Here is a 2,688-nt window from a genome sequence, read left to right as displayed (position 1 = left end):
AGCAGGTGGCGGGCGGGCTGGTTCTGATGCCGTCCCGCTCGCCGGTGCCCAAGACCGTCGTGCAGCTCGGCGCGAAGCGCGCGTGAGCAGGCCGGGGAGAATGGGGCGTTCGGCGGATCACCCCCCCCCCGCGCTCAAGCAACAGGCTTTCGGAAGCGGCTGCCGCGGCCGGGGACGAGAGAAGTTATCCACGGCGGATCACCCCCCCGTCGTTCGGCGGATTACCCCCCCCTGACCCCGATTCGCGTTCGGCGGATCACCCCCCCCTAAAACCGGTAGTTAGATTCCCGGTAGATTCCTGCCGGTAGCTGGCGGCGCCATTTGTGGACAAGTCGGGCGCTGCCACGGTGCTCGGGGCCGTCAAGGACGCTCGCCTTCGGCTCGCGCCGCTCCGCGGTGGCCTGCGCCCATCCCTGACCGCCCCTGCGCGCCGCGGCGGCCGGAGAGGGTCGGGACGGAAGGCGTCCCGAGCTTCAACCCGTCGCCTCCGGCGCGGGTCGAACAGAAGGCTTGGGGAGGAGAGGCGATGGCGGCCGAGGTCGGCGCGGCGGACCCCGACGCTCCCATCGTCGGCCTCATCGCGCTCGGCGAGTCGGGGCCGCATTGAGAGCGGTAGGCGGCGGGGTCAAGCCAGGATACCCCGCGCCTCGCGCTTCCCAGGCCATGCAAGGCTTCGGGGGCGCTGGCAGGGGGAAGGGTGGCCCTCCGGTGCCCGCAGGCCGCCAGCGGCCCTCCCAGACGGTAGCAACGAGGCCTTGCAGCGGGGGAGCCGGACGCGCACCTTCCAAGTCAGTGGAGTCATTCGAATAGTTCGAGGGATGAAGGCCATGCGGGTCACGACGGCCGAGTTCATCAAGGGTTACGGCCGGCTCGCCGACCGGGCGCTGACCGAGCCCGTCACCATCACCAAGAACGGGCACGACCGCCTCGTCCTCCTCTCGGCCGGGGAGTACGAGCGGCTGCGCCGCCGCGACCGGCGGGCGATCCTGCCCGAGGAGCTGACAGAGGAGGAAGTCGCGGCCATCGCCGCGGCCGAGGTGGACCCCCGGCACGCCCACCTGAACGCCGAGCTAGGGGAGGGCTGGAAGCCCTGAGCCGGTCACCCGGCCAGTGAGCTGGCCCGAGCCGGAGCCCGGCCTCGTCGTGCGCTACGCCTACCTGTGGCGACGCGAGCAGGAGGCGGGGCGGGAGGAGGGGACGAAGGAGCGGCCCTGCGCGGTGGTGCTCGCGCTCGCGGGCGAGGACGGCGGCCGGCCGCGGGTGGTGGTGGTGCCGATCACCCACTCGCCGCCCCGGGCGCCGCAGGAGGCGGTGGAGCTGCCGCCCGCGACGAAGCGCCGGCTCGGGCTGGACGAGGAGCGGTCGTGGGTGGTGGTGAGCGAGGCGAACCGCTTCCTGTGGCCCGGCCCCGACCTGCGCTTCCTGCCCGGCCAGGGGCCGGAGAGCGCCGCCTACGGGGTGCTGCCGCCCGACGTGTTCCGCGCCGTGCGCGACCGCTTCCTCGCCGGGCTGCGGGCGCGCCGGGCCGCCGTCGTGCCACGCACGGAGTAGGGGCAAGGGGGCGAGACCAACTTCCGAGGGCGCCGCCGCGGCGTCGTGACGCAACCCTGCACGCCGTCTGCAACAGCCAAAGGCGGCCGATTCGTGACCAACCTCCCCACCATTGCCGAGCTGCGCCGGACAGCGCTCGACGCCATCGCCATGGCGCGCGGGCTGTCCCCCCACGACCAGCTTGCGCCTCTTTGGGTCGTGCTGCGGGTGCGAGAGGCGGCGGAGCGCCTCGTCATCCTGGACCGCGACGCCGCGGCGCTCCCCGACCCGGCCGAACGCGACGCGGCCCGCCGCGCGGCCGAGGATGTCCGCCGTGCCTTTGCGCTCCTCACCCGTCCGGCAGCCCCCTGAACTCCGGGTCGGCGAAGTGCCGGAGCTTGAGGGCGAGCGCCGGGGCCTTGCCGGGGCGGAGCAGCACCTGGGCGTGGGGCGGCAGGCGCATGGCCTCGTCCGGGGTGAGCAGCGGCCGGGCCGCGAGATGCGTCGCGGTGCCCTCGCTGACACTGGTCCCGCCGCTGCCGAGAGGCAGCCAGCCCGCGGGGCGGGAGGTGCCGGCGGTGGCGGTGGCGTACTCGACGGTCGCGTTGCCGAGGGTCCGCGACAGCCAAGTGGCGGTCTCGAGGTCGGCAGGCGCGCCGACCTGCACGAGGCCAGCGTTGGCGAGGAAGGTGGGGGCCGACTCCCCGTAGGCGGCGCGGAGCTGGGCGAGGTCCTGCAGGATCGGCCAGAGCTGGAGGCCGAGGCCGGCCATCAGCCCGGCGGCCTGGAGCACCGGCTCCAGCCGGCCGAGGGCCGCGAACTCGTCCAGGAGCAGGAGCACGGGCGGCGCGCCCGACCTCTGCGGCGCGCGCGCCAGCTCCGCGACCGCCTGCGCGACGAGGAGGCGCAGCCAGCGGGAGTAGGCCCCCATGCGGTCAGGCGGCAGCACGAGGAACATGGTGGCCGATCCGTCGCGCAGGTCGCGCCAGCCGAAATCGGAGCGGGCCATGGAGACGGCGTGTCGGGCGCCATGGGAAACTGGACGGAGGCGACGGGGAGAACTGGACACCCTTGATGAGGGGAGTTCGGCTGGATGACGGACGAGGTGGAGTGTCCTTCGCGGTTGGAACAGCCGCGGAGCGGGGCGATGAGGGTGCC

At 74.0% G+C, this 2,688-nt stretch carries 4 protein-coding genes; 3 read left to right on the top strand and 1 reads right to left on the bottom strand.

The features are described 5' to 3' along the window. Nucleotides 1-827: 827 nt before the first annotated feature. The 3 genes from M0638_RS26210 (at nt 828) to M0638_RS26200 (ending at nt 1,902) form a co-directional block, all read left to right on the top strand. Nucleotides 828-1,094, top strand: a complete 267-nt coding sequence (locus tag M0638_RS26210) for a type II toxin-antitoxin system prevent-host-death family antitoxin (RefSeq protein WP_248669902.1) — start codon at nt 828-830, stop codon at nt 1,092-1,094. Between the two features lie 16 nt (nt 1,095-1,110). Then, nucleotides 1,111-1,551, top strand: a complete 441-nt coding sequence (locus M0638_RS26205; RefSeq protein WP_248669901.1) for a hypothetical protein — start codon at nt 1,111-1,113, stop codon at nt 1,549-1,551. Nucleotides 1,552-1,644: 93 nt separating this feature from the next. Then, complete coding sequence (locus M0638_RS26200; RefSeq protein ID WP_248669900.1) at nt 1,645-1,902, top strand: hypothetical protein; 258 nt, start codon at nt 1,645-1,647, stop codon at nt 1,900-1,902. Here the strand turns inward: M0638_RS26200 and M0638_RS26195 are convergent. Beyond that, on the bottom strand, nt 1,880-2,539 hold the full coding sequence (locus M0638_RS26195; RefSeq protein ID WP_248669899.1) for a type IV secretory system conjugative DNA transfer family protein: 660 nt from the start codon (nt 2,537-2,539) through the stop codon (nt 1,880-1,882). The genes M0638_RS26200 and M0638_RS26195 overlap by 23 nt on opposite strands. Between the last annotated feature and the right edge of the window lie 149 nt (nt 2,540-2,688).

This window comes from Roseomonas acroporae (genome assembly GCF_023223525.1).
Classification (GTDB): domain Bacteria; phylum Pseudomonadota; class Alphaproteobacteria; order Acetobacterales; family Acetobacteraceae; genus Roseomonas_E; species Roseomonas_E acroporae.
The sequence above is the reverse complement of the archived record's forward strand: the minus strand, read 5'-3'. Positions and strand labels throughout refer to the sequence as shown.

What these genes read in the sequence shown, in the direction of transcription:
- M0638_RS26210 (WP_248669902.1), top strand. Translation starts at nt 828, where the DNA reads ATGCGGGTCACGACGGCCGAGTTCATCAAGGGTTACGGCCGGCTCGCC.
- M0638_RS26195 (WP_248669899.1), bottom strand. Translation starts at nt 2,539, where the DNA reads ATGGCCCGCTCCGATTTCGGCTGGCGCGACCTGCGCGACGGATCGGCC.